The 26841-nt window shown below is 72.6% G+C and carries 29 protein-coding genes and 1 pseudogene; 15 read left to right on the top strand and 15 right to left on the bottom strand.

Features of this window, described 5'->3' with window-relative positions; all coding sequences use genetic code 11:
- Positions 1–2: 2 nt before the first annotated feature.
- Both BLS99_RS09015 and BLS99_RS09010 read left to right on the top strand, forming a co-directional pair.
- Positions 3–917 (top strand): carbohydrate ABC transporter permease, encoded by a 915-nt coding sequence (locus BLS99_RS09015; protein ID WP_091047854.1) that lies wholly within the window; start codon positions 3–5, stop codon positions 915–917.
- Positions 914–1570: a YesL family protein gene (locus BLS99_RS09010; protein WP_091047165.1), complete on the top strand. Its 657-nt coding sequence runs from the start codon at positions 914–916 to the stop codon at positions 1568–1570. Before BLS99_RS09015 ends, BLS99_RS09010 begins: the two co-directional genes overlap by 4 nt.
- A gap of 54 nt (positions 1571–1624) precedes the next feature.
- Here the strand turns inward: BLS99_RS09010 and BLS99_RS09005 are convergent, their stop codons facing one another.
- From BLS99_RS09005 to BLS99_RS08990, 4 genes are all read right to left on the bottom strand, one after another.
- On the bottom strand, positions 1625–2629 hold the full coding sequence (locus BLS99_RS09005) for an endo-1,4-beta-xylanase (protein WP_091047162.1): 1005 nt from the start codon (positions 2627–2629) through the stop codon (positions 1625–1627).
- Positions 2630–2674: 45 nt separating this feature from the next.
- Positions 2675–4285, bottom strand: a complete 1611-nt coding sequence (locus tag BLS99_RS09000; RefSeq protein ID WP_091047158.1) for a glycoside hydrolase family 43 protein — start codon at positions 4283–4285, stop codon at positions 2675–2677.
- An 83-nt stretch (positions 4286–4368) separates the two neighbouring features.
- On the bottom strand, positions 4369–5040 hold the full coding sequence (locus tag BLS99_RS08995; RefSeq protein ID WP_091047156.1) for an RICIN domain-containing protein: 672 nt from the start codon (positions 5038–5040) through the stop codon (positions 4369–4371).
- Positions 5034–6122 (bottom strand): glycoside hydrolase family 62 protein, encoded by a 1089-nt coding sequence (locus BLS99_RS08990; RefSeq protein WP_091047151.1) that lies wholly within the window; start codon positions 6120–6122, stop codon positions 5034–5036. The genes BLS99_RS08995 and BLS99_RS08990 overlap by 7 nt, the downstream gene beginning before the upstream one ends.
- A 264-nt stretch (positions 6123–6386) precedes the next feature.
- Between BLS99_RS08990 and BLS99_RS08985 the strand changes: the two genes are divergently transcribed.
- The 3 genes from BLS99_RS08985 to BLS99_RS08975 all read left to right on the top strand — a co-directional run bounded on the left by BLS99_RS08985 (position 6387) and on the right by BLS99_RS08975 (position 8576).
- A complete protein-coding gene (locus BLS99_RS08985; RefSeq protein WP_091047147.1) occupies positions 6387–7397 on the top strand; it encodes a LacI family DNA-binding transcriptional regulator in 1011 nt (336 codons plus the stop codon).
- A gap of 130 nt (positions 7398–7527) precedes the next feature.
- Positions 7528–8061 carry a hypothetical protein gene (locus tag BLS99_RS08980; protein ID WP_143034720.1) on the top strand — a complete coding sequence of 178 codons (534 nt, stop codon included), beginning with the start codon at positions 7528–7530 and terminating at the stop codon, positions 8059–8061.
- 26 nt (positions 8062–8087) lie between these two features.
- A complete protein-coding gene (locus tag BLS99_RS08975; RefSeq protein ID WP_091047141.1) occupies positions 8088–8576 on the top strand; it encodes a hypothetical protein in 489 nt (162 codons plus the stop codon).
- Between the two features lie 111 nt (positions 8577–8687).
- On the opposite strand, the gene BLS99_RS08970 is transcribed toward BLS99_RS08975, so the two are convergent.
- Positions 8688–9341, bottom strand: coding sequence for an NADPH-dependent FMN reductase (locus tag BLS99_RS08970; protein WP_218126364.1), 654 nt, complete (start codon positions 9339–9341; stop codon positions 8688–8690).
- Between the two features lie 232 nt (positions 9342–9573).
- On the opposite strand from BLS99_RS08970, the gene BLS99_RS08965 reads away from it, so the two are divergent.
- The 3 genes from BLS99_RS08965 (at position 9574) to BLS99_RS08955 (ending at position 11708) form a co-directional block, all read left to right on the top strand.
- Positions 9574–10146, top strand: a complete 573-nt coding sequence (locus BLS99_RS08965) for a DUF7144 family membrane protein (protein WP_218126363.1) — start codon at positions 9574–9576, stop codon at positions 10144–10146.
- Positions 10147–10376: 230 nt separating this feature from the next.
- Positions 10377–11228, top strand: a complete 852-nt coding sequence (locus BLS99_RS08960) for an arylamine N-acetyltransferase family protein (protein ID WP_176953264.1) — start codon at positions 10377–10379, stop codon at positions 11226–11228.
- Between the two features lie 81 nt (positions 11229–11309).
- A complete protein-coding gene (locus tag BLS99_RS08955) occupies positions 11310–11708 on the top strand; it encodes a hypothetical protein (protein ID WP_091047133.1) in 399 nt (132 codons plus the stop codon).
- Between the two features lie 145 nt (positions 11709–11853).
- Here BLS99_RS08955 and BLS99_RS08950 read toward each other — a convergent pair whose 3' ends face one another.
- Complete coding sequence (locus BLS99_RS08950; protein WP_091047131.1) at positions 11854–12756, bottom strand: DMT family transporter; 903 nt, start codon at positions 12754–12756, stop codon at positions 11854–11856.
- Between the two features lie 88 nt (positions 12757–12844).
- Between BLS99_RS08950 and BLS99_RS08945 the strand changes: the two genes are divergently transcribed.
- A complete protein-coding gene (locus BLS99_RS08945; protein WP_091047128.1) occupies positions 12845–13411 on the top strand; it encodes a TetR/AcrR family transcriptional regulator in 567 nt (188 codons plus the stop codon).
- Between the two features lie 204 nt (positions 13412–13615).
- The gene (locus BLS99_RS08940) at positions 13616–14392 is read left to right on the top strand and encodes an AAA family ATPase (RefSeq protein ID WP_091047124.1); all 777 of its coding nucleotides are present in this window, start codon (positions 13616–13618) and stop codon (positions 14390–14392) included.
- Between the two features lie 4 nt (positions 14393–14396).
- On the opposite strand, the pseudogene BLS99_RS27760 reads toward BLS99_RS08940, so the two are convergent.
- Both BLS99_RS27760 and BLS99_RS08930 read right to left on the bottom strand, forming a co-directional pair.
- Positions 14397–14669: pseudogene (locus BLS99_RS27760) on the bottom strand (LysE family transporter); the annotation flags it as partial.
- Positions 14670–14751: 82 nt separating this feature from the next.
- Complete coding sequence (locus BLS99_RS08930) at positions 14752–15450, bottom strand: metallophosphoesterase family protein (RefSeq protein WP_091047120.1); 699 nt, start codon at positions 15448–15450, stop codon at positions 14752–14754.
- A gap of 46 nt (positions 15451–15496) precedes the next feature.
- Here BLS99_RS08930 and BLS99_RS08925 point away from each other — a divergent pair, with 46 nt between their 5' ends.
- The gene (locus BLS99_RS08925; RefSeq protein ID WP_091047116.1) at positions 15497–16075 is read left to right on the top strand and encodes a CGNR zinc finger domain-containing protein; all 579 of its coding nucleotides are present in this window, start codon (positions 15497–15499) and stop codon (positions 16073–16075) included.
- 48 nt (positions 16076–16123) lie between these two features.
- Here BLS99_RS08925 and BLS99_RS08920 read toward each other — a convergent pair whose 3' ends face one another.
- The 3 genes from BLS99_RS08920 to BLS99_RS08910 all read right to left on the bottom strand — a co-directional run bounded on the left by BLS99_RS08920 (position 16124) and on the right by BLS99_RS08910 (position 19108).
- A complete protein-coding gene (locus BLS99_RS08920; RefSeq protein ID WP_091047113.1) occupies positions 16124–16453 on the bottom strand; it encodes a nuclear transport factor 2 family protein in 330 nt (109 codons plus the stop codon).
- Positions 16454–16520: 67 nt separating this feature from the next.
- Positions 16521–18617: an NAD-dependent DNA ligase LigA gene (gene ligA, locus BLS99_RS08915; RefSeq protein WP_091047110.1), complete on the bottom strand. Its 2097-nt coding sequence runs from the start codon at positions 18615–18617 to the stop codon at positions 16521–16523.
- 110 nt (positions 18618–18727) lie between these two features.
- The gene (locus tag BLS99_RS08910) at positions 18728–19108 is read right to left on the bottom strand and encodes a DUF1761 family protein (RefSeq protein WP_091047107.1); all 381 of its coding nucleotides are present in this window, start codon (positions 19106–19108) and stop codon (positions 18728–18730) included.
- Between the two features lie 80 nt (positions 19109–19188).
- Between BLS99_RS08910 and BLS99_RS08905 the strand changes: the two genes are divergently transcribed.
- On the top strand, positions 19189–19830 hold the full coding sequence (locus BLS99_RS08905; protein ID WP_091047104.1) for a TetR/AcrR family transcriptional regulator: 642 nt from the start codon (positions 19189–19191) through the stop codon (positions 19828–19830).
- On the opposite strand, the gene BLS99_RS08900 is transcribed toward BLS99_RS08905, so the two are convergent.
- The gene (locus BLS99_RS08900; protein ID WP_091047100.1) at positions 19823–20845 is read right to left on the bottom strand and encodes a LacI family DNA-binding transcriptional regulator; all 1023 of its coding nucleotides are present in this window, start codon (positions 20843–20845) and stop codon (positions 19823–19825) included. The genes BLS99_RS08905 and BLS99_RS08900 overlap by 8 nt on opposite strands.
- Positions 20846–21160: 315 nt before the next feature.
- On the opposite strand from BLS99_RS08900, the gene BLS99_RS08895 reads away from it, so the two are divergent.
- A complete protein-coding gene (locus BLS99_RS08895; RefSeq protein ID WP_091047097.1) occupies positions 21161–23692 on the top strand; it encodes a carbohydrate-binding protein in 2532 nt (843 codons plus the stop codon).
- Between the two features lie 48 nt (positions 23693–23740).
- Here the strand turns inward: BLS99_RS08895 and BLS99_RS08890 are convergent, their stop codons facing one another.
- On the bottom strand, positions 23741–24367 hold the full coding sequence (locus tag BLS99_RS08890) for a TetR/AcrR family transcriptional regulator C-terminal domain-containing protein (protein ID WP_091047093.1): 627 nt from the start codon (positions 24365–24367) through the stop codon (positions 23741–23743).
- Positions 24368–24513: 146 nt separating this feature from the next.
- On the opposite strand from BLS99_RS08890, the gene BLS99_RS08885 reads away from it, so the two are divergent.
- On the top strand, positions 24514–24717 hold the full coding sequence (locus BLS99_RS08885; RefSeq protein ID WP_091047089.1) for a DUF7489 domain-containing protein: 204 nt from the start codon (positions 24514–24516) through the stop codon (positions 24715–24717).
- Entirely contained in the window at positions 24714–25766 is a 1053-nt protein-coding gene (locus tag BLS99_RS08880) for a hypothetical protein (protein WP_091047084.1), read from the top strand. Before BLS99_RS08885 ends, BLS99_RS08880 begins: the two co-directional genes overlap by 4 nt.
- Here the strand turns inward: BLS99_RS08880 and BLS99_RS08875 are convergent.
- The gene (locus BLS99_RS08875) at positions 25729–25989 is read right to left on the bottom strand and encodes a hypothetical protein (RefSeq protein WP_091047080.1); all 261 of its coding nucleotides are present in this window, start codon (positions 25987–25989) and stop codon (positions 25729–25731) included. The genes BLS99_RS08880 and BLS99_RS08875 overlap by 38 nt on opposite strands.
- Positions 25989–26795 carry a phytanoyl-CoA dioxygenase family protein gene (locus BLS99_RS08870; RefSeq protein ID WP_091047077.1) on the bottom strand — a complete coding sequence of 269 codons (807 nt, stop codon included), beginning with the start codon at positions 26793–26795 and terminating at the stop codon, positions 25989–25991. The genes BLS99_RS08875 and BLS99_RS08870 overlap by 1 nt, the downstream gene beginning before the upstream one ends.
- Between the last annotated feature and the right edge of the window lie 46 nt (positions 26796–26841).

Genomic DNA, 26841 nt, shown 5'->3' with positions numbered 1-26841 from the left:
CGATGCGGCGACCCTTGGCGGCCCTGCGCCGCGACACCCCCGGCGACCTCGCGTTCAAGGCCCTCCTGGCGGCGTGCAGCGTGCTGGTGCTGCTCCTGGCCCTGTACCCGATCTACTTCGTCGTCATCGCCTCCGTTAGCGACCCCGCCATGGTCGCCACCGGGCGCGTCTGGATCGTCCCGCGCGAGATCTCCTGGTTCGGGTACGAGCAGATCCTCGCCGACGAGCGCATCTGGAACGGCTACCGGAACACGCTGGTCTACGCCCTCGCCGGGACCGCGCTCAACCTCCTGGTGACCATGCCGGCCGCGTTCACGCTCTCGCGCCGCGAGTTCCGGCCGCGGCGCGTCCTCATGTTCTTCTTCGCGTTCACCATGTTCTTCAGCGGCGGGCTCATCCCCATGTACCTGCTGCTGCGCGACCTCAACCTGCTCGACAACTGGCTCGTGTTCATCCTGCCCTCGGCCGTGAACGTCTTCAACCTCATCATCGCCAGGTCCTTCTTCGAGCACTCGCTGCCCGAGGAGCTGCACGAGGCCGCCTCGATCGACGGCGCGAACTACTTCCAGTTCTTCGCCAGGATCGCCCTCCCGCTGTCGATGCCGATCCTGTCGGTCATCGGCCTGTACTACCTGGTGCAGCACTGGAACGACTTCTTCACCGGCCTGGTCTTCGTGCGCGACTACAGCCTCCAGCCGCTCCAGATCGTCCTGCGCGACATCCTCATCTCCAACCAGGCGTTCTCCGGCGGCGCGGGCGGGGCGGGCGGCGCCGGGGCCGGCTCGTACGCGCAGCAGTACGCCGACCAGATCAAGTACGGCGTCATCGTCGTCTCCACGCTCCCGGTGATCGTCCTGTACCCGTTCCTCCAGCGCTACTTCGAGAAGGGCGTCATGATCGGGGCGGTGAAGGGATGAGGGCGACGTTCCTGGACTGGTACCAGCGCCTCGGGCGGCTCGGCCTGCGCCTGCTGTGCCTGCACCTGCTCTGGCTCGCCTGGACGCTCCGCGGCGCCGTCGTGCTCGGCGCCTTCCCCGCCACCGCCGCGCTCCACGCGGTCCTGCGCGAGGACGCCCGCCACGCGATCGCCCGTCCCGACGAGCCGCCCGCGCTCGCCGGGCTCCGGGCCGCGTTCGGCGCGCACTGGAAGCGCGAGTTCGCCCCCGCCAACCGGCTCGGGCTCCTCCTCGCGCTGTGCTGGGCGGTCCTCGTTCTCGACCGCCGAGTGGTGGAGCACCTGGACCTCGGCGGCCTCGGGCCGGTCCTCGCCGGGGGCCTCACCGTCGCCGGGGTGCTCCTCGGGGTCGTCACGGTCCTGGTGTGGCCCTTGCAGGCCCACTTCGCGGAGGGCGCCGGGGCGCTCCTGCGCCGCGCCCTCGTCCTGACGGCCGCGCGCCCGCTCACCGCCGTCCTTGCGGGCGCGGGCGTCGGGGTCCTGCTGTGCGCCTACTACCTCCTGCCCGGCCTGGTCCCGGTCTTCGGCCTCGCCGCGCCCGCGGCCGTCGCCACGGCGGTCCTGTGGCGCTCGGGCCTCCTCGCCCCCGCACCCGTAGCGGCCAGCGCCCACTAGGAAGACGCCGAGCGGCGCCCCGCACCGGGCTGGTGCGGGGCGCCGCTGCGGGCTTCAGCAGGTGCCGCCTCCTTCGTTGAGGGAGTTGAGGACCGCCGTGTACGCCTGCTTCTTCTGGTAGTTGTCGTCGAACAGCAGGGGGTCGTCGTTGCGCCAGGAGTACTTGTCCGTGACGCCCCAGACCGTGATGCCGGTGCACCGGGAGACCGCCATGCACGAGTCCGTGACCGTCTTGAAGGTCGCCGCCTGGCCCGAGCCCGAGCCGCCGACGTCGAGTTCGGTGATCTCCACGTCCACGCCGAGGTCGGCGAAGCGCTGGAGGTTCGCCTGGTACGACGACAGGTTGTCGCCCGCGCTCAGGTGCGACTGGAAGCCGACGCAGTCGATGGGGACGCCGCGGCTGCGGAAGTCGCGCACCATGTTGTAGATCGCGGTGCTCTTGGCGTTGATCCCGTCGGTGCCGTAGTCGTTGTAGCAGAGCCGGGCGCTCGGGTCGGCGGCGTCGGCGGTGCGGAACGCCTCCTCGATCCAGCCGTTGCCGAGCTGGATCTGGAGGTTCGACTGGCGGCGCGAGCCGTCCCACTCGAACGCCTCGTTGACCACGTCCCACGCGAAGACGTCGCCCTCGTAGTGGTTCGCGACCCCGGTGATGTGGTTGTTCATGGCGTTGCGCAGGTTGTTGCCCGTCAGCCCCTGCGCCCAGCTCGGCTGCTGGGCGTGCCAGACGAGCGTGTGCCCGCGGACCTTCATGCCGCGGGCCTGCGCCCAGTTCACGATCTGGTCGCCGCCGGAGAAGTTGAACTGGCCCGGGTTGGGCTCGGTGGCGTCCCACTTCATGGCGTTCTCGGCCACGACGCTGTTGAACTCGGCCGCGAGCGTGTTCGCGTACGCGGACTCGCTCAGGCGGTTGCCCGCGACGGCGGCGCCGAAGTAGCGGCCGCTCTCGGCGGCGGAGGCGCCGAGCGTGGTGGCGGCCTGCGCGGGACTGGTGAACGTGAGCGCCGCGACGGCGGAGGCGATGCGGCGGCGCATGCCCCGGTTCGGTGGACGGTCGGTCATGACTGCTCCTTCTGCGGTGGAGGGCGGCGGAATCGTGGTGAGGGTCTAGGGGGTGGCGACGGTGAACCGGTCGACGGTGACGGCGCCGCCGAGGGCGCTCGTGGCGTGGTTGAAGACCGCGAACCGGTAGCCCATGAAGAACTGCCAGGCGCTGTTGAGCGTGAACGCGGGCCCGAGGCGCAGGAACGAGGTGCCGTCGGTGCTGTAGGAGAAGGTCGCCTGGCGGCCCGAGCCGGGCCGGATGTCGGCGCTGGCGCGCAGCCAGATCCGGTCGGTGCACAGCTCCGCGGACGCCCGCTCGGTGCCCGTGCCGGTGGTGTTCCAGCTCGAGTCCATCGTGAGCCCGTCGACCATGACGACCCGCAGCGCGCCGGCGTCGCGCTTGACGCCGATCCACGCCGAGGCGTCGCGGAGCATCGCCAGGCCGGTGCGGTCGCCGTCGCGCATCGCGGCGAGGTCGAGTTCGACCGTCGCGGTCGAGGACGGGCCCTGGATGCGGTGCGTGAGCGTGTTGCGGGCCGAGTAGAGGTCGCCGGTGACCGTGGCGGTCCGGAGCGTGAGCCCGTTCCCGGTGGTCCACTTCGTGTTGTCGGGGTTGTGGTTCCACTCCCACTTGGCGGCGAGCGCGGCGGCGGTGAACGTGTCCGTCCCGATGAGGGACGGCACCGGAGCCGGCGTCAGGTTCGGGAACGGGTACGTGGCGCCCCAGGCGCCGTTGACGGTGGCGACCTGCGGCCAGCCGTCGCCGGTCCAGGTGATCGGGGCGAGGGCGGGCATCCGCCCGCCGGGGTAGGCGTCGACGAAGGCCATGTAGTACCAGGCGCCGCCGGGCGTGGAGACGAGCCCGCCCTGGTGCGGGACGCCGCCGCCGGAGATCGGCCCCGGCATGTCCAGCAGCACCTGCCGCAGTTCGTAAGGCCCCCAAGGCGAACTCGATTTGAGGATGTACTGCCCGTTGGCCGGGCGGGTCAGGAAGATGTAGTACGCGCCGTTGATCTTGTAGAAGCGCGCGCCTTCGAGGGTCCCGATGCCCGACGGGGTCGAGAACACCTGCTGGTTGCGGACCTCGCTCCTCCCGTCCGCGGAGAGCTGGGCGACCGAGATCTGCGTGTTGCCGTAGGCGACGTACATGGTGCCGTCGGTGTCCACGAGCATCCCGGCGTCGTAGTACGCCCGGGTGAGCTCGGCGTGCCGCGTCCACGGCCCGGCCGGGTTCTGGGCGGTGTACATGTAGGACCGTGCGAAGTCGATCTGGCCCAGCCAGTAGAACCGGCTCTCACTCGGGCGGTAGGCGATCGTGGAGGCCCAGATGCCCCGCACGTACCCGCGGCCGCCGCTCATGTCGTACTTCGAGCCGAAGTCGAGCGAGGGCACGGAGTGCCCGATGAACTCCCAGTTGACGAGGTCCCGCGAGTGGAGCACGGGCGCGCCGGGGGAGTAGTGCATCGTGGAGGCGGTCAGGTAGAAGTCGGCGCCGACGCGGATGACCTCGACGTCGGCGAAGTCCTGCCACACCACCGGGTTCGCGTACGTCGTCTGCTGCGCCTCGGCCCCGGTGAACGGGACGAGCGCGGTCGCGGCGGCGGCGCCGGCGAGGACCCCCGCGCCGCCGAGCAGGAGCCTGCGGCGGCTGGCGACCAGGTCGGACAGGTTCATGTGGTGCTCCTTCATCAGGTGAGGGCCGTTTCGGAGTCCGAGGGGTGGGGCGGCCGGGCGGGCCGGCCGCCCCTGGGGGAGGGTCAGTCGGCCGAGGCGGCCTGGATGTCGGCCAGGACCGTGTCGGCGCCGCAGGTCGAGCCCACCGGGACCAGCGAGAACTGCTGGTTGTTCGCACCCGTGGAGGTCCACTGGCGCAGCGGGGCGCCGGTGGCGGTCGACCAGTTGTAGACGTCGATCGCCTTGCCGGAGTTGCGGTTGATGAACGAGTAGTAGCCGGCGGAGTTGCGGTTCACCTGCCACTGCTGGTTGGTGCCGTTCAGGTTCGTGTACTGGGCGATCGTGGCGCCGTCGGCGGTGGAGAAGTTCCAGACGTCGAGCACCTGGCCCGTGTGCCGCACCTGGATGCGGTAGTAGCCGTTGCCCGAGTCGATGAACCGGAACTGCTGGTTCGTGCCCTGGACGTTGGTGTACTGGGTGAGGATCGCGCCGGTCGCGGTGGAGGCGCCCTGGATGTCCATGGCGAGCCCGGAGTGGCGCGAGACGACCGTGTACCAGTCGCTGGTGTTCGGCGGCTGCGCGTCGGCCCGGTCGGCCTGGAACGAGACGAGTGCGGCCGTGGCCACCAGGGCCGCGATCGCGAGGGCCGCGAGACCGCGCGCCCAGCGGGAGAGGACGGACAGGTCGGGTGCGGTCGCGGTCATGGCGTGCTCCTGGACGGGTTCGGGGGACGGGGGGTTCGGCGGGGTCAGCACGAGGTGCCTCCTTCGAGGGTGAGCAGGGCGAGCCGGTACGGCAGCTGCGAGTAGTCGCCGCCGGAGTTCGGGTCGCGCCCCTGGTAGAGCATGCGGAGGTCGTCGGTGTCGATGGTCATGGTCTGGTCGCGGCCCGACCGGAGCAGTTCGCCGTGGCTGATGTCGGTCGTCCAGCGTCCACTGGGGAACGTCACGTTCGACGCCCCGGCGAACGGCGCGGACTGGCTCGTCGCCTGCGGCTGCCAGGTGCTGCGGAGCGTGTCGGCGGTGTAGGTCCGGTAGTACCGGGCGCCGTTGGAGCCGATGGACTCCCACAGCAGCAGGTAGTCGCCGGTGCCGTCGATGTTGTAGACCGCGCCGCCCTCGAACAGGTTGTTCTTGGTGTCCTGCAGGACGATCTGCGTGTTCGTGAACCCGTTCGGGAAGTTCGCGACGGTGGTCTCGGCGCGGTAGACGTGGCCGTTGTCGTCGGCCGAGAACAGGTAGCAGTTGGTCGCGTCGCAGATCACCCAGTAGTCGAGCCAGTGGCCGTTGCCGATGTTGTCCCGCACGATCTGCGGCATCGAGCTCTGGAAGTTGCGCGGCGCCGACCAGCTCATGGGGTCGTTGATGTTCGACGTGGTCGAGTACGACGGCAGCCCGGTCTGGTAGACGAGGTACCACAGGTTCTGCGGCGCGAAGTAGAACACGTGCGGAGCGGCGGCGTACCGGGTGCCGATGTTCGGGTTCGTGTCCAGGAACGTGTGCGGCGCGGAGCCGGCCTGGCTCCAGTCGGTGAAGCTGGTGTACGCCAGGCTCCACGCCCCGGCGGTGTTGGCGGTGGTCATGAAGACGTGCCACTTGCCGCTCGCGTCCTGGACCACGGTGGGGTCCTTGACGGAGACGACGTTGTGGCCGCTGTTCGGCTTGGGGCCGATGAGGGGCCCGGTCGACTCCCACTGGTACGTCGTGGGGAGCGCGGCGGCGGCGACCTCGTCGTCCGTCTGGGCGTCGGCGCTGTAGCCGGAGGTGGTGGTGGTCAAGGCCGCGGCGGTCGCGATTGCGACGGCCGCGAGGAGCGTCTTCGCTCGGATCCGTGTCATGTGCGTGCTCTCGGTCGGGGCGGGGTCGCGCTGGTTATCGTTCACAACCCCGCGGATGCGGTCAAATGGTCAGCGCTACGAGGATTTCGAAACTTTCGATGCCAGTCCCGAAAATAAGATATATGGAACTATAGATAGACGTCGATATCGAGTCAAGGGGTTCGGCCACCCGATTGTTCGCGCTAACACACCAGCGGTGCAGGAGGGATGGAAGTGAGACCCGTGAATATCTGAGGCGGGGTCCCGCGGCGCTAGAATGACGCGGTGACCGCCGACGCCCCCGAGCCCCTGACCATCGCGCAGCTCGCCGACCGGGCCGGCGTCTCGGTCGCCACCGTCTCCAAGGTCGTCAACGGCCGCCTCGACGTCGCCCCCGAGACCCGCCGCGAGATCGAGGCGCTCATCAAGCGCCACGGCTACCGCCGCCAGAAGCGCGCCACCCGGCCCGCGCCGCTCATCGAACTCGTCTTCCACGAGATCCGCGGGCTCTACCCGGTCGAGATCATCAACGGCGTCAACGCCGTCGCCCGCGTGCACAACCTCGGCGTCACCGTCTCCGAGTTCGGCGGCAGCCACGTCCCCGGGCGCGGCTGGGTCGAGGACGTCCTCGCCCGCCGCCCCACCGGCGTCGTCCCCGTCTTCTGCGGCTTCACCGAGGACCAGCGCGACCGCCTGCGCTCCAGGGACATCCCCGTCGTCGCCGTCGACCCGACCGGCGAGCCCGCCCACGAGGACCCCTCCGTCGGCGCGAGCAACTGGAACGGCGGCCTCGAAGCCACCCGGCACCTCCTCGGCCTCGGGCACCGCCGCATCGCCGTCATCACCGGCCCCGAGCGCGTGCTCGCCGGCCGCGCCCGCCTCGACGGCTACCGCGCCGCCATGGACCTCGCCGGCGTCCCGGCCGACCCCGGCCTCGTGCGCATCGGCGACTTCCAGATCGAGGACGGCGTGCGCTTCACCCGCGAACTCCTCGCCCTCCCCGACCCGCCGACCGCGGTGTTCGCGTGCAACGACGGCACCGCCCTCGGCGTCTACCACGCCGCCGCCGAACTGGGCGTGCGCATCCCCGACGACCTCAGCGTCGTCGGCTTCGACGACCTCCCCAAGGCGCAGTGGATGATCCCGCCCCTGACCACGATCCGCCAGCCCCTCCACGACATGGCCGCCACCGCCGCCGCCATGCTCGTGGACCTCGCCGCCGGCCGCACCCTCCCGCGCCACCGGATCGAACTCGCCACCGAACTCGTCCTGCGGCGCAGCACCCGGGCCCGCTGAGTCCGTTTGGACGAATCCGAGAAAATTCAGGACCCGAACCGGGACAGAGCGCCCGGCGGACTGTGGGACACCGACAGTTTCGGCCCCGATCCGCGCTGCGGCACTTGCATCTCGTCCGCAGACTGTGACCATGAGTGAGATTCGAAGCGCCTTCGATGCGCGCCAAGTGATCCGCGCCCTCGCCTGGCTGCTGGGCTTCGCGGCGCTGTACGCCGCCGCCCGATCGGTCGCGGCGTTCTCCGACCAAGTGCACGTGCCCCTGGTCTTCTGGGTCCCGTTGTGCGCCATCGCGTACGCGCTGGCCGCCTGGCGGCTGCGCGGCCTCGCGTCGGCTGCCGCCCGCGTGGGTGCGACCGTGACGGCCATCGCGATGTGCCTCGACGACTTCGCCAATGCGGCGCTGAGCAGTTATCAGACGCCGTCCCTGTGGACCGGCCTCATCGTCATGACCGCGATCATGGCCGCGGCCTGCGCCGCCGCGATCTGGCTCGACCGGTCCGCCCGCGTGGCCCACGGCGTGCTCGGCCTGGGCTGGCTCGCGTTCGTCGGCGCGGGCGTGCAGGGGCAGGACGAGGTGATGCTCTTCGCGGTCGCCATGGCGCTCTTCGCGATCGGCCTGATCGTCACCGTGGCGGGCACCTGGCGCTCGCGCGAGGTGGAATAGTCGCCGCGCCTGGGTACAATCCGGGCATGGATATACACCTACGCCACGTACGGACGTTCGCCGCGACCGCGGGCGCGCTCGCCGCGGCCCTCGCGCTGGGCGCCTGCAACGCCGAGCCCTCGGACGACACCGACGAGGGCACCACCGCCGTCGCGACCACCAGCGCCGCGGAGGAGACCTCCGCTCCCGAGGAGTCCGAGTCCGCGGTCGAAGGCGTGGGCGACCTGGAGGGCGTCTGGGACCTCGACGCCGAGCCGCCGGAAGCCTCGACGGTCACCGTCGACGCCGACGGGTACGCGAGGTACACGACCGAGGGCACCATAGTGGACTACTGGGAGGGCACCGCGGTCGCCGTGTCCGACACCGAGTTCACGATCGACTTCGCGCCCGCGCCCGACTCCGAGGAGACCGGCGAGGACCTCGAGTTCACCGCCGAGGTGACCATCCAGCCCGACGGCGACACGCTCGCCTGGAGCTCCGGCGGCTACGACTCGACGTACCTGCGCGCCGAATAACCCGTCGATCCGCTTGCGGCCCAGGGCTTCGAGCACCTCGTCCAAGTGCGCGGCGTGCCGCGCCCATGGCCCTGAGCCTAGTGTCGTGCCGCCCGGCGGCACGCGGGCCCGTCAGACCTGCTGGACGCGGTCGAGGGCGGGGTCGGGGCGTTCGCCCAGGTATTCGACCCAGGCGTGCTTGGCGCACGGATAGTGGACGCTGGCCTCGGCGAGGGCCATGAAGCCGGCGATGTTGTCCTCCAGGCGGCCCGCGAGCTGGGCGTCCACGAGGTCGCCGTCGGGGTCGAAGGCGCGGTGAGCCTGGGCGAGGGAGAACATGTCGGGGTAGACGCGGGCTCCCAAGTGCTCGAACGGGATGCGCAGCGCCCACAGGCCGCGGTTGCCGCCCGCCATCGAGGGCGAGGCGGACATGAGGAGGACCTGGAGCTGGTGGAACGGGTGCGGGTCGGTGCGCGAGACCCAGTCGATCAGGTTCTTCACCGAGCCGGGCAGCGAGGCGTTGTACTCGGGGGACGCGAGCACGAGGGCGTCGGCGGCGTCGAGCCGCGCGCGGAACGCCTCGGCGCCGATCGGGACGCCTTCGGAGGTCTCGCAGTCGCCGTCGTAGACCGGGACCGCGAAGTCGGTGATCGAGGCGCGGTCGACCACGCCGCCGCGGGCCTCGACGATGCCGGCCGCACGGGCGGCGAGGCGCCGGTTGAAGGAGCCCTGGCGGCCCGATCCGGACATGACCAGGTATCGCATGGCCCTGATATCGGCTCGCATCGCCCACTCCTCGCTCGTCGTCCTGCATGCAGGTCTAGCCCACGTGCCCGCACCGGGGCCGCGGTTCCGGGAAATCAGGGCGGGAATCAGTGCCGCGGCACCGGACTGTTCGCCGCACCCGGACCGCACTGGCCCGCATAACCAATATTTCTGGATATTTCCGGTGAATGCCCCGTTCCGTGACTACCGTGAATTGTGAGAACGCTTCACCCAGGTGGGAAGGGGTACGACGATGGTGCAGAGTGAAAGGCGCGCGTCTTGGGCGGCCGGAGGCACGACGTTCGCCGCGTGCCTGATGGTCATGGTCGGCGTCTGGCAGGTGATCCTCGGCATCGCCGCGATCGCCGAGGACGAGGTCTTCGTGACCACGCCGAACTACGTCCTCCAGTTCGACCTCACCCAGTGGGGCTGGACCCACCTGATCATCGGCGCCCTGGCGGCCGTGACCGGTGCGTTCATCTTCACCGGGCGGGCCTGGGCCCGCTGGACCGGCATCCTGCTCGCGGTCCTGTCGGCCACGGCCCAGTTCTTCTGGATGCCCTACCAGCCCTTCTGGGCGATGATGGTCATCGCGATCGACGTGTTCGTCATCTGGGCGCTGGCCGCGTCCAGCACCGCGGCCGAGTCCGAGTACGACGGCTACCGCGCCGCCGAGGCACCGGACTGGCAGGCTAAGGACACCCAACCGGGCGAGCCGTTCGCCAATCCCGGCCGGACCATGTACGACCGCCAGGACGAGGCGGCCCCGGCCATGCCGACCGACCCCGCCGCCCGCACCGAGCGGCGGCCGTCCGACCAGGCATGACGCACGTCCCGAGCGACCCCGGGAGCGGTCCGCGCGGCCAGTCGGCCGCGCGGACCGCGACGACCGGGCACGCGGCGTACGTGACGCAGCGCAGGCTTCCCGATTCCCCGGTTCGGTCGCGGGTCCTAGGACCAGCCGCCTAGGCCCTCTCCGTCGCTGGTCCGATGGCAGCAGGCCCCCGCGCCGATAGCGTTGGCCCGGTCAACGACCGCCGACCCCGAGGAAGCGACATGAACGACGAGACACCCGCCGACGCCTGGGGCACCGGCGACTTCGACGTGGACGCGTACGCCGAGCGGATCGGCTACCGCGGACCGCTCCGCCCCGACCTCGCGACGTTCCGCGCCCTCCAGCGCCACCACGTGGCGAACGTGCCCTTCGAGAACCTCAGCGTCATCCTCGGGCGCGGCCCCAGCGCCGCCCTCGACGACGTCGCGCGCAAGATCGTCCGCAGCACCCGCGGCGGCTACTGCTTCGAGATGAACGTCCTCTTCGCCGCCGCCCTCGAACGCATCGGCATCCCCGTGCGCCGCCGCCTCATGCGCACCGGCGACCCCCTCGTCAACCCCCGGCCCCGCTCGCACCTCGTCGTGCTCGCCGAACTCGACGGCCGGACCTGGCTCGGCGACGCCGGCTACGGCTCCGGACCGGGCGAGCCCGTCCCGGTCGACCGCGCCGGGGAGTACCGCCAGGGCGCCTGGACCTACCGGGTCACCGAGCCCGCCGCGGACGGCGACCGGCGCCTCCAGGAGCGGCGCGAGGGCGAGTGGCGGACGATGTACACGCTCATCGGGGACGCCACCTACCCCGTGGACGTGGCGGTCGCGAACGAGAGCACCTCGACCAGCCCCACCTCGCCGTTCGTCCAGCGCCCCATCGTGGTCAAGCGCGGCCCCGAGGTCGAGCGCCGCCTCGTCGGCCGCACGCTGACCGAGACCGGCCCGGACGGCGTCCGCTCCGAGCGCGAGATCGCCGACGACCGGTACGCCGCCGTCCTCGCCGAGGTCTTCGGCATCGAACTCAGCGAGGAAGAAGCCAAGACCGTGGTCGCCGGGATCCCGGACGAGCCCGCGGCGGCGTGAAGCAGGGCGCCCCCTGCGAGAACCCCGGCCGCGTGTGCCAACGAGCTGCGTCACCGCGCCGGTTGCTGCGACGATGAGGGCATGGACGAGGAGTTCGGCGCCGGCCCCGAGTGGGTCGACCTGGTGTCCCCACTGCCCGACTGGGAGATCGACTCGGAGCGGTCGCGGGTCCTCGCGTCGCTCGTCTCGGTCACCGCGAACGAGCAGCTCGGCGCGGTGCTGAACGCGCCCGGACCCGAGGAGGGGATCATGCTGGCCCGCGGCGCGGGCCAGCGCGTGCGCGAGCGCCTGTTCGACTCCGTCGCGGCGGCCGACTGCCTGCACGTGTTCGACCTGGTCGTCCACGTCGACAAGGTCACCGCCGCGCTGGCGGGCCCGGCGCCGGACCTCGACCGCTGGGCGGAGCAGGTGCGGTACTTCGTGGACCACCTCAACCGGATCGCCGACCGCGCGTACCCGCGGCCCGGCCAGGAGGTCTGAGCGGCCGCGCGGACCTGTGTCCGCGCGGCCGGTCCGCTACACGCCCGAGCGGTCCGACCCATGACCGTCATCTCGATCGCGAGCGGCCTGCCGTTCGCTTCACGCCCGCGCCGCGCGACCGGTGCCGAACGAAGCCGGCCGGCGCTCAGCGGACCGGCGCGGGCTCGGGAACCTCGGCCTCCCGCCTCGGGCGGGCCCGGATGCTCAGCACCACGCCGGCCAGTGTCACCGCCAGACCGACCCACGTGAGCAGCGTCGGCGCGGTGCCGAACATCGCCCACGCCCACAGCATCGTCGTGCCCGGCGTCAGGTACAGCAGGGTCGCGGCCGTCGTGGGGCCGCTGCGTCGCACCACCGTCCAGTACGCGCCGTAGCCGCCGATCCCGGCCAGGACGGTCACGCCCGCGACCGCGCCCCAGAACCCCGCCGAGGCCGGCGGCGCGAACGCGCCCAGCGGCGCCGACACCCCGGCGAACACCACCGCGGTCGTCAGGAACTGGACCGCGAGCGCGTCGACCGGCCCCAGCGAGGTCCGCCCGCCGCGCCGCTCGAAGACCGTGGCCGCGACCAGGCTCAGCATCGCCCCCAGCGGCAGCGCGTACGCCCACAGCGGCGCCCCGCCGCCCGAGAAGTCGGCCGAGACCACGAGGGCGACACCCGCGAAGCCGACCGCCATGCCACCGAGCTGCCCCGCCCGGACCGGCTCGCCGAGGACGGCGAACGCCGCCGCGGCGGTCACCACCGGTTGCAGCGCCGCGATGAGCGCCGATGTGCCCGGGTCCACCCCCAGCCCGCTGGCCGCGACCACGCCGTACAGGTACCCGGCCTGGCCCAGCAGGCCCACCACGACGTGGACGCCGACGTCCCGCGCGCTCCAGCGCCGCCGCCGCGTCGCGAGCCACGCCAGCGCGGGCCCCGCGAGCAGCAGGAACCGCCAGTTGAGCACCGTCAGCGCCGGGGCGTACCGCGTCGCGAGCTCGGCGCCGATGAACCCCGAGCTCCACAGGGCCACGAACGCCGCGGCCCAGATCCGGTCGCGTGGCCGCACGGGCGCCTCCAATTGAGTAGACAGATCGGTCTACCCACCCTAGCTATACAGGTCGGTATACTTCCAGTGGAATCCGAGGAGGACCGCCATGACCGCCGACACCCTGACCCCCGCCGCCCGCCGCATCCTCGACACCGCGAGCGAGCTGTTCTACCACCGGGGCATCGGCGCCGTCGGCGTCGACCTCATCGCCGCCGAGGCCGGGGTCACCAAGAAGACCATCTACGACCGCTTCGGCTCCAAGGAGCGCCTGATCGTCGCCTACCTGCGCGAGCGCGACGCGCGCTGGCGCGCGGTCGTGGAACGGCACCTCGCCGCGGCCCCCGGCCACCGCGAGGCCGTCATCGCGGTCTTCGACGCGCTGGAGGAGTGGACGCGCAGCGACGGGGAGCGCGGCTGCGCCCTTGTGAACGCCGCCGCGGAACTGTCGGCACCGGCGCATCCGGTACGGGCGCTCGCGGTCGAGGAGAAGCAATGGCTGCTCGGCCGCTTCACCGCGCTCCGCGAAGCCGCCGGGGCCCCCGATCCGGAGGGGGACGCGGTCGAACTGCTCCTGCTCCACGAGGGCGCCGCGGTCATGCACGGCGTCGGCGAGGTCCACGCGGCGATCGACCGCGCCCGCCTCGCCGCGCGTCGCCTGGTCGAGCAGGGTTGATCGCCATCAGGGCGACCTGCGGGTGCCGCTTGGTCGACCGGGGTTGAGCGCAACCAGGGTGAACTGCGCGCGACGCCTGGCCGACTGAGGTTGGGTGCCATGAGCGACCTGTCGGTCAGCCTCGGCGACCACTGTGGAATCCGTGCGGAGCCGGGGCGGTCGCGGCGCACTGAAAGCGGTTGACGGCGCCTCTACGCTCGCCGCATGGACACCACACCGCTCCTCTGGCTGATCGGGGCCGCCGGTTCGGGCAAGACCACGGCCGCGTGGGCGCTGTTCGCGCGGCTCGCCGAGGAGGGTGTGCGGGCCGCGTACGTGGACGGCGACCAGGTGGGCATGGCCTACCCCTCGCCGCCCGAGGACGGCGACAACGAGCGGGTCAAGGCCCGTGGGCTCGGCGCGGTCTGGTCTGGCTTCCGGGCCGCCGGGGCGCAGTGCGTGGTCGTCTCGGGAGGCGTGGGGACGGCGGCGACGGTGGCCGATTACGTTGCGCAGTTTCCTGGGGCGGCGATGACGCTCGTCGAGCTGACCGTGGACGACGCGGAGCGGCGCCGGCGGCTGCTGGGGCGCGGGAACTCCGAGTACCTGATCGAGCCCGCCGCCGCCCACGCCGCCGAACTGCGGCGGCACCCGCTCACCGAGCACCGGGTGCCGACCGGCGGCAGGAGTGTCGACGAGGTCGTGGAGCTGATCCGCGAGCGGCTGGGGGACTGGCCCGGGGTGATCCCGGGTCCCTGGCCGCCGAGGGAACCGCAGAATCTCGAAGCGGGAGCGGGAGCGGGAGCGGGAGCGGGAGCGGGAGCGGGAGCGGGAGCGGGAACCGAGGCCGACAGTGAGGCCGCCGGACCGCCTCCCGTGCTGTGGGTCTGCGGAGCCACCGGGACCGGCAAGTCCACCACCGCGTTCCCGGTCTACCTGAAGATCCTCGCGACCGGAACTGCGGGACCAGCGTCAGGTAGACCGCGGCGGCCTTCGGGTTGAGGAGATTCGCCAGGAACGCGGTCCGGGTGCGCAGCGGCGCAGCGGGAGGCGCCTCCGGCAGGGTCGCCCTGCGGCCCTTCAGGATCGTCGTGATCCCCAGTCCGATCAGGTACAGCGCGCCGACGAGCTGCACCGCCCGGTACACCTGCGCCGACTGCATGACCACCGCCGAGAGCCCCACCGCGGCGAGGACCGCGTGGCTGAGGATGCCCGCCGCCGTCCCGGCCGCGACCCGGCGCACGACCCCGTCCTCGGCGGCGAGCACATGCGCCGCCATGAGCGTGAAGCTGGCGCCCGGCGTGAGGACGACGGGGAGGATCGCGACAGCGAACGCCAAGAGCGCGTGCGACATCAGCGGCTCAGCGAGCGTAGTGGAACGTCGTGGTGACCGCCGCGCCGTCGAAGCGGTGCAGCGCGGCCCCCGGCGGGAGGCCGCCGTCGGTGAGCGGCCGATGGTCCGGGTCGGTCCCCAGCGCCGAGACGATCCCGGGCGCCAGGCGCACCGGCACGCCTGCGAACGTGCCCGCTCCGGCGGTGTGAGCGTGTCCGCACAGGACGGCCGCGACCGTCCCGATGCGCTCGATGAGTGCGGCGAGCGCGTCCGGATTGCGCAGGCCCATCGGGTCGATATAGCCGTGCCCCAACGTGATCGGCGGCTGATGGAAGGCGAGGACGGTGACCGCCGCGCCCTCGGCGGCGGCCGACGCCTCCCCGGCGGTCTCGGGCCGCAGCTCCCCGTGGTCCTCGCCGCGAACGGTCACGTCGAGGCCGATGATCCGCAGCCCGTCGAGGTCGAGGGTCGCGACGGGCGGGGTGCCGAACCGGGCGGGGTCGTCGTGGTTGCCCGGGACGGCGAGCCACGGCCCGCGCCCCTCCATGGCCTCCCGGAAGCGCGCGTACGCGACCGGGTCGCCGGTGTCGGCCACGTCGCCGGTGACGAGGACGGCGTCGGGCCGGCGCGAGTCGGGGAGCAGGTCGAGGGCGGCGCGCAGCCGGGCCGTCCGTTCGGGGCCGCCGTCGAGGTGGGGGTCGCTGAGGTGCAGCACAGTCAGGCTCATGTGCGCTACGCTAACACTAAATTCAGATTAACCATTAGGAGGGGCGATGCGGCGACTGCCCGACGGCGCCGACGGCACCACTGCGCTCGCACTGGTCGCGACGATCGCCCACGACGGCGAGGGCGGGGTCGCCGACCGCTTCGAGGACGACGCGGGCGTCGACGCGTGGCTTGCCGAGCACGCCCCCGGACTCCCGCCGCGCACCGCCGAGCAGGCCGAACGCCTGCGCGCCATCAGGTTCGCGGCCCGCTCGGCGTTCGCCGCCGCGGTCGCGCCCCACCCGGCGAGCCGCGTCGAGCGCCAGCGGCGCATGAGCGACGCCGACGCCGCACGGCTCCTCGCCGCCGCCGTCAACGCCCTCGCGCCGGTCCAGGTGCTCGACATCGACGACACGGGCGTGCGGCGCGCGCTCGCGACCGACGCCGAAGGCCAAGCGCTGCTGGAAGGAACGCTGGCGCTCGCGGTCGCCGACTTCCTCACCGGCCCGCTCGCGCCGCGCCTGCGCTCGTGCCAGGCCCCGCGGTGCGTGCGCTACTTCGTGCAGGAGCACGGCCGCCAGCAGTGGTGCAAGGCGTCGTGCGGCAACCGCGCCCGCGTCGCCCGCCACGCCGAACGCCACCGCTGAGCGCCACTGCTGAACGCCACCGCTGAACGGTGCGGCACTGCCGCCACGTCACTCGATGACGAGTCGCGCGATCCTGTCGCCGCGGAGGCCGAACTGCAGCGGGCCGGTGCCGTTGAAGCGGTTGCCGCTCACCTTGAGGGTCACGGTCCACTCGTCCGGCCCCGCGCCCGGCTCGGCCGCGACGACGTCGAACCTGCTCTCCATGCCGATGTTGTCGGTGCGGTTCCACTCGGCGGCGCCCGCGACGCCGTGGAACTCGCGGCCCCAGTCGCTCAGGAACGCGTCCTCGGTGAACACTGCCAGGAAGCGCTCGGTGTCGCCCGCGTTGGTCGCGTCGACGAACTCCTGGATCGGCGACGGCAGCTCGGTGGTCGTCATGTCTACCTCCACATTCCCGCACCGGTCGGGTGCGCTGCACCCGACGCTACCGCCGCCCGGGCCGGTCCTACGCCTCCTTGAGGAGGTCGGCCAGCCGCTCGGCGAACTGCTCGGGGTCGATGACCTCGACGCCGTGCTCCTCGGCCTTGGCGAGCTTGCTCCCGGCCTTCTCCCCGGCCACGACCAGGCCGGTGCGCTTGGAGACGCTGGAGGTCGCCTTGCCGCCCGCGCGGGTGATGAGCTCGTTCATCTGGGTCCGCGAGTAGTCGGCGAGGACGCCGGTCATCGCGCCGGTGACCACGACCGACAGGCCCGCCAGCGGGAGCCCTGACGTGTCGGCCGGCTCCTCGTCGTCCTCGGCGGGCGGGGTCCAGCCGGGCTGGTCGAGGTTGACGCCTGCCGCGGCGAGCTTGGCGACGACGGGGGCGAGTTCGGCGAGTTCGGCCACGATCACCGGGGCCTTCTCGCCGCCGATGCCGTCGACTCGCTCCAGCGCGACGGCGTCGGCGGCCTGGATCGCGGCCATCGACCCGAAGTACGCGGCGATCCGAAGCGACATCGAGCGGCCGGTGCCCAGGACGCCGAGCGCGCAGAACACGCGGTTGAGCGGCTGGCGGCGCGCGTGCTCGATCGCGGCCACGAGGTTGTCGGCGCTCTTGTCGCCCATGCGCTCCAGGCTCAGGAACTGGTCGCGGGTGAGGGTGAACAAGTCGGCGAAGTCCTCGATCATGCCGCGCTCGACGAGCTGGACGACGAGACGTTCGCCCAGACCCTCGATGTCGAGGCAGTCGCGGGCGACGGCGTACCGGATCGCCTCGACCCGGCCGCAGTCGCGGCCGCGGACGCAGCGCCAGCGCTCCTGGCTCCGGTCGATGTCGGCGCCGCAGCGCGGGCACGCCTCGGGGAAGGCGATGGGCAGCTCGGCGCCGGTGCGCAGCGTGGTGACGGCGCCCTCGACGCGGGGGATGACCTCGCCGGCGCGGTAGACGATCACCGAGTCGCCGAGCATGAGGCCGCGGCGGGTGATGTCGGCCGGGTTGTGCAGCGTGGCGTACGTGATCGTGGTGCCGCCGACCTCGACGGGGTCGAGGATCGCGCGGGGGGCGATGATCCCGGTGCGGCCGACGTTCCAGGTGACGTCGAGCAGGCGCGTGATCTTCTGGGCGGCGGGGAACTTGTACGCGGTGGCCCAGTGCGGGGTGCGCGAGCCGGTGCCGGCCTCGGCGCGGTCGGCCGGGTCGTCGGCCTTGATGACGGCGCCGTCGAGCTCGTAGTCGAGTTCGGGGCGCAGGACCCCGATCGCCTCGATGCGGGCGAGCACCTCGTCCAAGGTGGCGCACGCGAGGGTGGCGACGGGGGTGCCGAGCGTGGTGCCGAGCCCGAGGCCGGCGAGCCGCGCGATGAGCGCGGTGTGGGTGAGGGCGGCCAGGCCCGGGTCGCTGGTGTGCGCGGGGTCGGTGAGGGCGTCGTAGGCGAGGAACGTCTGCGCGACCCGGTAGGGGCGGTCCTTGGCGCGCAGCGACCCTGACGAGGAGTTGCGGCGGTTGGCGAACGGCGCGCCGCCGTGGGCGATGCGGGCCTCGTTCGCGGCGGCGAACTGGTCCTCGGTCATGAGCACTTCGCCGCGGACCTCGACGGTGACCGGTTCGGCGAGGCGCTTGGGGAGCCCGGCGAGGTCGTCGATGACGTGGGAGACGTCCTCACCGGTGGAGCCGTCGCCGCGGGTGACGAGCTGGACGAGCTCGCCGTCCCGGTAGCGGGCCGCGAGGGCGACGCCGTCGAGCTTGGGCTCCACGACCCAGCCGTTGACCTCCCGGCCGCCGAGGCGCCGCTGCAGGGACGCGGCCCACTCGGTGAGGTCCTCGGCGGAGAACACGTTCCCGAGGCTGAGCATCCGCACCGCGTGGTCGACGTCGCCGCCGGTCACGCCGGCCGCGACCTCGCGGGTGGGGGAGTCGGCGGCGACCAGGTCGGGGTGCTCGACCTCGAACGCGGTGATGCCGCGCAGGAGCCTGTCGTACATGTCGTCGTCCATGCCGGACTCGCCGGTCCCGTAGTACGCGTCGGCGGCGGTGCGGGCCTGCGCGACGGCGGTGAGATAGGCGGCTTCATCTGCGAGGACATCGGTCCTGGCGGGCGTGGGCGTCGTCGTCATGTGGTCCATGGTGTCACCTGGGACCGACACTCCGTTCACTCCGTGCTCACGCGCCCGGCGGCGGTTCGGCCCGGGCACCGCCGCCGAGCGGTCCAGCGGTGGTCCGATCCCGTTGCGGTTCAGGCGATCCAGCCCACGAGGGCGCCGATGAGCACCAGCTTCGCGACCCAGTCGAACGCGTGGATCGCGGCGAGCGCGACGGGGATCCCCTCGTGGACGACGGCGCCCGCGAGGATCGCCGCCGGCAGCGCGCCCAGCGCCAGCCCGAGCAGCGCCCCCGCGCCCGCGCCCTCCCATCCCGCGGCGTGCATGAGCCCGGCGACGAGGCCCGCGGCGACCAGGCTGCGCAGCAGCACCGCGCCCATCTGGACGGCGACGGGCACGCCGGGGCGCGGGGTGCCGTGCCGGCCCACGTAGGCGGCGACGGGCGGCGCCCCGTACAGCACCGCGCTGAAGACGAACGAGGCGACGGCGGCGGTGAGGACGGCGATGAGGACCATGGGGACTCCTTTTCAGTACTTGCTAGTACTGAAAAATCGTAGCCCTGGTTTTCAGTCCGGTCAAGTACTAAAATCCGGGGATGACCGACACCGCCCGCCGCCGCGGCCGCCCCTCCGGCCGGACCGGCACCGACCTGCTCTCCACCGCCCGCGAGGTGTTCCTCGAACGCGGCTTCGGCGGCACCACCATGGACGAGGTCGCCGCCCGGGCCCGCATCTCCAAGGCGTCCCTCTACCGCGAGCACCCCTCCAAGGACGCGCTGTTCGCCGCCGTCGTCCGCGACTGGGCCGACGCCGGGCGCGACGCGATGCGCCCCCACCTCGACCGGCTCGTCGCCGCCGACGACGTGCGCGGCGGCCTCGCCGACCTGGCCGGGGTCATGCGCGCGGGCGTCCTCAGCCCCGACGTGCTCAACATGCGCCGCCTGGTCACCGGCGAGGCCCGGCGCCTGCCCGAGGTCGCGGCGGGCTACCTCGACGCGAGCTGGGAGCGGAACGTCCGCGCGCTGGCAGACGCCCTCGCGGCCCTCGCCGAGCGCGGCCGGCTCCGGATCGGCGACCCGGCCGCCGCCGCCGACCAGTTCACGTGGCTGGTGCTCGGCGCGCCTCTGAACCGGTGCCTGCTCACCGGCACGGACGGGGCCGGAGACGCGGCCCCGGTGGCGGACGCGGTGGACCTGTTCCTCGCCCGCTACGGTCCGGGCGTGCCGCAGGTCAGCTGAACGCCCGCGGCGCGGCGGTGGTGCCGCGCCGGACCAGCTCGACGGGGAGCGTCACGGCGGCTGCGGGCGCCTCGCGCCCGGCGAGGCGGTCGAGGAGCAGGCGCACGGTGACCGCGGCCTTGGCCCGCAGGTCCTGGGCGACGGTGGTGAGCTTCGGGGTGGCGTAGGAGGCGATGTCGGCGTCGTCGTAGCCGACGACCGAGACGTCCCCGGGGACCGACCTGCCCGCCGCGGCCAGGCCCTCCATGATCCCGATGGCGAGCACGTCGGCGGTGGCGACGACCGCGGTGGCCCCCGCGGCGGCGATCCGCGTTCCGGCCTCGCGCCCGGCGGCGTGGGTGGTGTCGACGGTGAACCGCAGCTCCTCGTCCCACGCGGCGCCCGCGTCGGCGAAGGCCCGCCGGAAGCCCTCGTGGCGCTGCCGCACGACCCCGGTCGCCGAGGACTCGGGCCCGGCGAACGCGATGCGGCGGTGGCCGAGTCCGAGCAGGTGCGCCGCCGCGAGGCGCGCGCCCTCGTGGTCGTCGGAGCGCACCCGCAGCGCCAGGGGGTTCTCGGCGTACGTGTCCATGGCGACCAGGACGACCTCGCCCACGGCCCGGCGCTTGAGCCGGTCGATCTCGGCGTCGTGGAAGCCGAGCAGCACCGCGCCGTCGAGGCGCCACGACCGCAGCGCCTCGGTGACTTCGGCCGGGCGCGCGATGCCGCGGAGCATGAGGTGGTAATCGTGGCGGCGCAGCTCGCGTTCGAGCATGCCGACGACGCCCGCGGTGTGCGGGTTGATGGTGAGGCTGTCCCGGTCGGCGGCCGGCACGAGCAGCCCGACGAGCCGCGAGGACTTCGCGGCGAGGCTGCGGGCCGGGGCGCTGGGCACGTAGCCGTGGCGCTCGACGATCCGCAGGATGCGCTCGCGGGTGCCGGAGGAGACGCGCGCGCTGACCCCGTTGACCACGTTGGACACCGTTGCGGGGCTGACGCCGGCCTCCGCGGCGATGTCCTTGAGCGTGACGGGCACGGAGCGCTCCCTTCGAGACGGCCTCGCGCGGCGATGGCGAACCGGACTCGGAAGCGCGATATTGACAAGTTTGACATCCAGGGTTACGCTCGCCAAACAGGTTTAGCGCTTAACCTATTCTCACCTGCAATTATATCGTCGATACTGCATCGAACGATTCCATCGACATCGATGGACCGGGCACCGGCCGCGACGCGCGGCGGCCCCTCCGAGGGCCGCGGCGCGGTGGTCCGCCGTGCCCTCCCGACCCCGCCCCGCCGCACCCGATCTGCAACCCCGGCCGCACCGACGCGGCCGCCGGAAAGGACCACGACGATGCCGAGAGACCGCATCAGACACCTGCTCGCCGCCCTCCTCGCGGTGCCCCTCCTCCTGGCCGGCCTCGCCGCCGCCCCCGCTCACGCGGCCGAACGCGTCTACGAGGCCGAGTCCGCCGCCCTTTCCGGCGGTGCCCGCACCGAGACCGAGCACGCCGGGTACACCGGCTCCGGCTACGTGGGCGGCCTGACCGACGCGAACAAGGGCCGCGCCGCCGCGGCCTTCACCGTCTCGACCACCCAGGCCGGCGGCCACGACGTGCGGATCCGCTACGCCAACGGCACCGGGTCCGACAAGACCCTGTCGCTGTACGTCAACGGCGCCAAGACCCGGCAGGTGACGCTGCCGTCCCCGGGCGGCTGGGCCGCATGGGGAACGGTCACCGTGCCCGCGACCCTCACCGCCGGGAGCAACACGGTGTCGCTCCGCTTCGACACCACCGACTCCGGCAACGTCAACCTCGACCGGATCACCGTCGACACCCCCGCCGCCGGCAGCGCCACCGCGGTGCCCGGCACCGCCGAGGCCGAGTCCGCCGTGCTCTCGGGCGGCGCCCGCATCGAGACCGAGCACGCGGGCTACTCCGGCTCCGGCTACATCGGCGGCCTGACCGATGCCAACAAGGGCGCCGCCGCCGTCGCGTTCGCGTTCACCGCGGCCGCCGCCGGGGCGCACGAGGCCGAACTGCGCTACGCCAACGGCACCGGCGCCACCATGACCCTCTCGCTGTACGTCAACGGCGCCAAGGCCACCCAGCTCTCGCTGCCCGCCACCGGCGGGTGGGCGTCCTGGGGCACCGCGGACGCCGCCGTGAACCTGGCCGCGGGCCGCAACGACGTCGTCGTCCGCTTCGACGCCACCGACTCCGGCAACGTCAACCTCGACCGCCTCGCCGTCGCGGTCGCCGACGGCGGCGGCCCGGGGGAGGCGGACGGCGGCGAGGGCGCCGACCTGCCCTACACCGAGTACGAGGCCGAGGACGCGGCCACGAACGGCTCGGCGCTCGGCCCCGACCGCACCTACCGCACCGTGCCCTCCGAGGCGTCCGGCCGCGAGGCAGTCCGCCTCGACCGGATCGGCGAGTACGTCGAGTTCACCCTGACCGAGCCCGCCGACGCGATCGTGGTGCGCTACTCCATCCCCGACTCCGCCGACGGCACCGGCCTCACCGCGCCGCTCGCCGTCTACGCGAACGGGCACAAGCGCGCCGACCTGCAGCTGACCAGCGCCTACAGCTGGGTCTACGGCGCCTACCCGTTCTCGAACAACCCCGCCGACGGCCTCGCGCACCGGTTCTTCGACGAGGCCCGCGTCGAGACCGGCGGCCTCGCGGCCGGGACCGTGCTGCGGCTCCAGAAGGACACCGGGGCGACCGCGCACATCGACGTCGACCTCCTCGACGCCGAGCAGGTCCCCGACCCGGTCGCGGCCCCCGCCGGGTACGTCGACATCACCGACCACGGCGCCGTGGCGGGCGACGGCGGCGACGACACCGCCGCCCTGCGCGCGGCGGTCAGCGCCGCGGGCGCGAACGGCGGCGTGTGGATCCCCGAGGGCCGCTTCCTCATCAGCGCCCGCGTCCAAATCTCGGGCACCGACGTGCGCGGCGCCGGACCCTGGCACTCGGTCCTGGAAGGGGCGGGCGGGCGCGGCGGCATCGAGCCCACCGGCGGCCAGGTCGTGCTGGCGGACTTCATGTTCGACGGCGACGTGCGCTACCGCGACCCCGACGACCGGATCACCACCGACACCGCGATCGAAGGCGTCTTCGGGCCCGGCTCCCGGGTGTCGAACGTGTGGATCGAGCACGCCAAGGTCGGCCTGTGGATCCACAACGGCACCGACGGGCTCACCGTCAGCGGCGTGCGCGTGCGCAACACCTTCGCCGACGGCGTCCACCTCAACGGCGGCACGAAGAACACCGTGGTCGAGCAGAGCCATATCCGCGGCACCGGCGACGACGCGCTCGCCATGTGGTCCAACGGCACCGCCGTGTCGGACTCGTCGTTCCGAGACAACACCGTGCAGACGCCGAACCTCGCCAACGGCATCGCCATCTACGGCGGGAACGGCAACAGCGCCACCGGGAACCGCATCGCCGACACCGTCACCGCCTCGGCGGGGATCGCGGTGAGCACCCGGTTCAGCCCCGTCCCGTTCAGCGGCGAGACGCTCATCGAGGGCAACACCCTCGTGCGCGCCGGGGGCCTCGAACCGAACTGGAACAGCCGGTTCGGGGCGCTGTGGATCTACGCCGACACCTCGGACATCACCGCCCCGATCACCGTGCGGGACCTGGTGGTCGAGGACAGCACCTACGCCGGGATCCTCATGAGCTGGCAGCGGACGATCCAGAACACGACCTTCGAGGACGTGGTGATCGACGGCGCCGGCACCTACGGCATCGAGATCCAGGCGACCGGTTCCGCTTCCTTCGCCTACACGACCGTGACGGGCGCCGCCTCGGGCGGCCTGAGCGCGTCGACCGGATTCACCGTGGTCAGAGGCGCGGGCAACTCCGGGTTCTGAGACCGGGCCGGGCGCGCGGCTCCTCGCGCCCGGCCCCCAGCGCCTGTCTCAAGCGGGCTCCAGGCCCCTGATGAGGGCCTGGAGCCCGGCGTCGAACTCGCCGTCCGCGCCGAGCGCCGCGACCTCGGCCGCGGCGGACGCGAGCCGCGCGAACGCCGAAGGGATCTCGCCCTCCCTCATGGCCTCGCTTCCGCTCACCACTGCGGACGACGGCGCCGACTGCTCCTCCAGGACGCAGCCGATTACGTACCGGCTCAAGGCGATCGAGGCCAGGACCGCGCCCGCGGCGGTGAAGCCCTGCCGCTCCATCGACTCGATCCGCGCGAGCGCGGCGGCGGGCTCGGGGGCGCGCGGGCCGGTGGCGGCGATGAGGCGGGCGCCGTCGCGCACGGCCAGGAGCGCCCGGCGCAGGCTCCGCGCGTTGCGGGCGAGGAACTCCCGCCACGGCTCGTCCGGCTCCGGCAGGCGCGCGGTGTGGTGGCGGTCGAGGACCTCGGCCGCGGCGGCGTCCAGCAGCGCGCCCTTGCTCGGGAAGTGGTGGTACAGCGCGGGCTGGCGCACCCCGAGGTGCGCGGCGATCGCGTGGAGCGAGAGGCCGTCGAGGCCCCGCTCGTCGAGGACGTCGATGGTCGCGGCCACGATCGCCGCGCGCTCCAGTCGTCGCGGATGCGGCACCGGTCAGCCCCCTCTTCCTGCGGATCGCCGCCGGAGCGGCCCTCGCCTTGCCATGCTTATCGATGATAACCTACGATACGCTCATGCTTATCAGTGATAAGCTTCAGAACGGATCCGGACGATTCCGGCGAACACGAGGGGGAGCGATGGCGGCAAGCGACGAGTGGACCGGCGTCGTCGAGAAGAAGTCGCGCGCGGCGTACGACGGCGCCAACCTCTACCGGCAGGTCACCGTGCGGTTCGACGACGGCACCGCGTGCAAGGTCCGCGTCCCGCGCGGCCTCTGGAAGGAGATCGAGGCCGGCGACCGCCTCGTCAAGGAAGCGGGCGCCGACCCGCGCCGCGCATGAGCGCCGCCGATTCGCCACAGGCGCCCCGCTACCGCCGGGGCGCCGCCTGGACCCTCGTGGTCCTCACCCCGCTCATCGCCGAACTCGCCCTCGGCTCCACCCCCGTCAGGATGGCCTGGCTCGTCCTCCTGTGGGTGCCGGTCTACGGCGCCGGCGTCCTCCTCATCCGCGAACTCGCCGTCCGGCGCGGCCGCGGCTGGCCGAGCATCCTCGTGCTCGCCGCCTGCTACGAACTCCTCGAAGACGGCCTCGGCCTCCAGGCCCTCACCAGCCCGCGCCTGTACGGCGCCGCCGACTGGGGCGCCCGCGTCCTCGGCTTCAACCTGCCGTACTGGTTCGCCAACACCGCCTACCACGCGGTCTTCACCGTGGTCGTCCCGATCGCGCTGACCCGCATGCTGTTCCCCTCGCACCGGGACCGCCCCTACGTCGGCCGCCTCGGGCTCTGGACCGCCGGGATCGTCACGGCCCTCGGCGTCCTCGTCCTGCGCGTCTCCGTGCCGCCCTCGGAGGACCCCGGCTACCAGGCCCCCATCGGCTTCGTGATCGGCTGCCTCGCGGTCGTACTGGTACTCGCCGTCATCGCCCTCGCGGTCGTTCCGCCGCCCAGTCCGCTCCGGACGGACGCCGCGGTGCCGGGCCGCGCCGCGCTGGCGCTCGGCGCGGGCGCCGCCACGCTCGTCTTCTTCTTCCTCACGTTCCCGGTGTTCGGAGCGACCCAGCCCGCGTTCACGCACGGCAGGTGGGTCCTCGTCCCGCTCGCGCTGGCCCTCGCCGGGATCGTCTGGGGTTACCGCGCCCTGACGCGGATGTCCCGGTCGGCCGCGTGGACCGACCGGGACGCGCTGGCGCTCATCGCCGGGGCGCTGGTCGCGCACAGCCTCGGCGGCATGGTCATCATGGCGGACAACGCGGTCGACCGCATCGGCCTGGCCGCGATCACCGTCCTCACCGTCGCGGGCGTCGGCCTGGTCGACCGGCGGCTGCGCCGCGACGACCAGGCCGCGCCGGTCACTCCAGCTTCTCGAAGAAGAACTCGTGCTTCATGAACGAGGTCTCGTACTCGTGCCCCGGGTAGGGCGGGATGAGCTGCGACGCCTGGAACAGCCGCCAGCCGTCGCGCAGCGCCTCGGTGCCGGAGTCGTACGGCGGCAGGTCGCTGTCGCCGGTGGTCGGGTTCGTCTTCCCGGTGCCGTCGTAGAACGCCCAGGCGCGCACCTCGGAGTCGAGGGCCGACGTGTCCAGGTACAGGACGAGGACTTGCTGCTTCATCAGACCCTCCCGGGGCGGTTGGCGACGCGGGTCGCCCAGTAGTCGATGTCGAAGGCGGTGTTGTTCGTCAGCGCCCGCCACACCTTGATCCGGTTGTAGATCTCCAGCCGCCCCGTGGCGTGCTCGCACCACGGGAAGAACCGCGACAGCTCCTCGGACACCCGCGGGTCGTCCAGGTCGGACACGTCCCAGGTCCGCACCTGCGGCGCGGTCGGGTTGAAGCGGATCTTGAACATGTAGCGGCGGATGTCGGAGTCGTTGCGCCGCCCGCCGTGCCAGATCCCGTGGTGCAGCAGCACCACCGTGCCGGCCGGGCACGTCAGGCGGGTCTGGCCGCGCAGGTTCTGGTAGCGGCCGGTGTCGGACTCGTTGGTGCGGCGCAGGTGGCTGCCGGGGACGGACAGCGTGCCGCCCATCGTGCCGGTGACCTCCTGCGGGTAGTACATGAGCTGGACGTCGAAGGCGTCGGTGCGGGTGTCGATGATGGCGTCGCCGTGGAGCGGCTGCGCGCCGCCCTCGTGCGGCTCCCTGATGTGGACGGCGTGGTGGTCCACGGTGGGGTCGGGTCCGACGAGGCTGCGGATCGCGCCGGCCACGGCCGGGATCGCGATGAGGTCGCGTACGAACGAGCCCTCCGGGAACGCCTCGTCGACCGGCGTCCCGTACGGGACCGGCGGCACGCCGGCGTCGAAGACGCCGATCGCCTTCGCGTTCAACTCGTCGGGGACGACGGCGTCCATGCGGTGGAACCCGTTCGCGACGAACCTCGCCATCTCGACCGATGACAGTAGCGGTGTGGTTGTCATACGGCGAGCCTATGGCCGCCGCACGGCGCTGCAATGGGCTGTAATC

It is taken from the genome of Glycomyces sambucus (assembly GCF_900102815.1).
In the GTDB taxonomy this organism is placed as follows: Bacteria; Actinomycetota; Actinomycetes; order Mycobacteriales; family Micromonosporaceae; genus Glycomyces; species Glycomyces sambucus.
This window is presented reverse-complemented; position numbering and strand designations above follow the sequence as displayed.